The sequence below is a fragment of the Methanospirillum sp. genome (assembly GCF_028679455.1).
Taxonomy (GTDB): domain Archaea; phylum Halobacteriota; class Methanomicrobia; order Methanomicrobiales; family Methanospirillaceae; genus Methanospirillum.
Genome location: NZ_JAJRBM010000370.1, coordinates 1 through 3304, shown reverse-complemented (window position 1 = coordinate 3304; position 3304 = coordinate 1). Strand labels below are relative to the sequence as shown.

The following is a 3304-nucleotide window of genomic DNA, read 5'->3' as shown; positions in this document are numbered from 1 at the left end:
TTCCGATCTCCTGTAGTGTTATCTCGTCTTCCCAGAGGGTTGTTTCCTTCCCTTTTAACCTGGTAATATCTCTGAAATCAAGAAGTATCTGCATCTCACCTGAAGATTCCCTGAAAAATGGAATCAAATAGCAATCGAGACAGATATCCCGGGATTGATATGAAAAGGATAACTCAACCCGGTTACCAAGACGGGTTCTCATCACCGAATCCAGAGTCATCCTCCAGAATTCCGCATCTCCCGGAAGAGGAATTTCTGATATATGGGTTCCTTTGAGTTCTTTCCCGTCACAATTGAAAAATATTTCGTACGCCTTGTTTACAAAGATATACTGCCTGTCAGCACTAAGGACTACAATCAGGTCTTTTGAAGCATTCAAAATGTTTCTAACCAGTTCTTCACTTTTTATTAATGCATTTTCAAGAGTACGAATTGATGTAATGTCACGCATCGACTGAATTGCCCCGATGGTGGTTCCTTCAACATCCATTAACGGAGAAGCTTTGACCCAGAAGATCACCTCTTTTCCATCCTTCCCTATTCCTTTTGTCTCTGCGGTCAGGACTCCATCTTCCTTTGTCATATTCTGGAAAAAGCGTTTAATCTCAATATTATCTGGATCAAAGACAAAATCTGCAAGAATTGGACGGCTGTATCCAAAGATCGAAGGTGTGAAGAGTGACCGTTCTTTACCGATAACATGCTCTGATCTTACTCCGGTCATCTCTTCCATTGCTTTATTCCAAAGGATTACACGGCGATCAGTATCGATCACAAAGGTGGGATCAGGAAGGTGATTGATCACACCTGAAAGGCTATGCTCTGATTCTTTGAGCTTTCGTTCAGACTGGACCCGTTCAGAGACATCAGTACCGATACAAAGTATCTCTGGGGAGGAGCGATTATGGGGTGATATTTTTTTGAAAGTCCAGGATATCCAGATCGGCTGGTTTGCAATAAAGTACTCAATTTCTTTTCTTTTTATCAGGTCTCTGCCGACTAGAAGTGAATCTATCAGAGAATCTGCAAACTCCTGCATGTCAGGGATATCTGGTATGCATACACCTTTCAGGAAATATTTTTTCTCCGGAGAATCAATTCCAAGGACTTTGGCAGCGAGGGTGTTACTGAATATCAATTCGCCTTTAGATGAGAATTTGAGAATAAGATCAGTCGAGTTCTCCACTAGTTGTTCATACTGATGCTTACTGAATTCAAGTTCTTCTCTGACCTTTTTGTATCTGGTATTTTCTTCACCAATTTTTTTATTGACAGTTTCGAGTTCGGTTGTTCGTTCTTTGACAAGTTCCTCCATATGTGTCAGGGTATTCTTGAGTTGAGTGATATCCTCAAGTATGATGACAATCCCTTTTGTTCCCTGCTCAAAAAGGGTGGGCGCTATCCTGATGTAAAAAAAAGTTGTGACATTATTGCGGGTTATGTCCTCTTCAATAAACTGAGGTTCACCGTTAATCGCCTGATTGAGGAGATCAAGTCTAGCTTCGCTCATGTATGCTCCGAGAGGGCTATATCTGATATCCCTGCCGATGAGTTCCTCTTCAGATAACTGAAAAAAATTCAAGAATGATTCATTTATCTGCTTAATCACCAGGGAATCATCAAGCATCAGGATCGGGTGTGGAAGCAGGGAGAGAAGGTTATTGACCGGGACCCGTTCAACCAGAGTGTATACCTTTGCAGGACCATATGGCCGTGACTCTATCTGACCGGTCTGCTCCATAGCATTCAGATATTTTGCAGTTGTTGTCCTGCTGATAGAGAGACAAGTAGAGATCTCTTCGATACTCAACCCTTTTGTATGTGTCTGGAGTATATCCCGAATATCGTTTTGAAGTCCCTCTACAGGGGTTCGTGCCATTCTACTCACTGTTTCAGCGTATGATGAGATAAATCATCTGAAGTTCAGGCAATTTATTAGTTACTATTAATGCTAATTATACATAAGAAGATTCTTATATCATAGTTACTAATTACATATTCGTCTCATTATTACTCATATGATGGGACACTCCAGCTGCAATACGAGGACCTCGTCATCCTACCAACCCATGAGGTCAATCCTCCACAAATTTTTTGGAGTCTTCTATGTCAACTAAGTACTATGATTCTATACACAAGTCTCCCTTAAATGAGATTCTTGATCCTGAACAGGTAACAAAATTGGAATCTGTTGAACGTGTGTATCCGTTCCGGTCCAATGAGTATTATCTCTCTTTGATCGATCACAATAATCCCAGGGATCCAATTAGGAAAATAATCATTCCTGATCCTCAGGAACTTGCAAACCCAGGTTCATTAGATCCGTCTGGAGAGGAAGGATTTACGCCAATTCCTGGTATTCAACATAAATATCCTCAAACAGCACTGCTTCTGGTAAGTAATACATGTGCTGGTATCTGCCGGTTCTGCTTCAGGAAGCGTTTATTCACCGGAGAGAACCCACCCCCTGTATGTGATGTTAACAAGGCAATTGATTATCTCCAGAAACAACCTGATCTGACTGATGTTCTACTCTCAGGGGGAGATCCTCTGATGCTTGGTGCATCAAAACTTGATACTATTTTAAGTAAAGTCCGGGAGTTACCCAGCAAACCAATCATCAGGATCGGTAGTAAAGTTCCAGCGTATGATCCACACCGGTTATCTGATACCACAGATATATGTGATGTTCTTGCTAAACACGCTAGTCAGGAAGAGAAGATCTACCTCATCAATCATTTTAACCATCCGCATGAGGTGACAGAAAGTGCTAAAACGGCGATCTCTAAATTGAAGAACACCGGTGCTGAACTAGTCAACCAGACTCCGATACTTGAGGGGGTTAATAACACTCCTGAAGTTATGGCCTCACTCTTCAAAATGCTGGCCAAACTCGGAGTACCGCCGTATTATGTCTTTCAATGCAGACCCACTTCAGGAAACCGACACCTGACTGTCCCGATTGAACAGGCCATGCATATTATTCATGAAGCACAGGGCTGTTGTTCAGGTCTAGCAAAGCGAGCACGGTATATTATGTCTCATAAATCCGGGAAGATAGAAATTGTAGGGAAAACCAGCAAACATATTTTTATGAAATATCACCAAGCTGTCTCCCTGTCAGATCTGAACAGTATGCTCGTATTCAAACCAAATCCACGGGCACGATGGCTTGAGGATTACCAGCACAGGCTGACAGATATGGTTCCGAAGATGACTTGGCTTTTTTAGCCGATTTTTTTAAATAACGCACATATGATAAACCATAACGAAACAAACCACAATTGATCTGTTTTGGAAAAGC

Annotated in this window: 2 protein-coding genes; one reads left to right on the top strand and one right to left on the bottom strand. The window is 41.7% G+C overall.

The window, feature by feature from the left end; genetic code table 11:
* Positions 1-1879 (bottom strand): PAS domain S-box protein (locus tag LUQ50_RS12555; RefSeq protein WP_300040183.1); only part of this gene is annotated, 1879 nt, incomplete at its 3' end.
* 227 nt (positions 1880-2106) lie between these two features.
* Here LUQ50_RS12555 and LUQ50_RS12550 point away from each other — a divergent pair.
* A complete protein-coding gene (locus LUQ50_RS12550) occupies positions 2107-3231 on the top strand; it encodes a KamA family radical SAM protein (protein WP_300040182.1) in 1125 nt (374 codons plus the stop codon).
* The last annotated feature ends 73 nt before the right edge of the window (positions 3232-3304 follow it).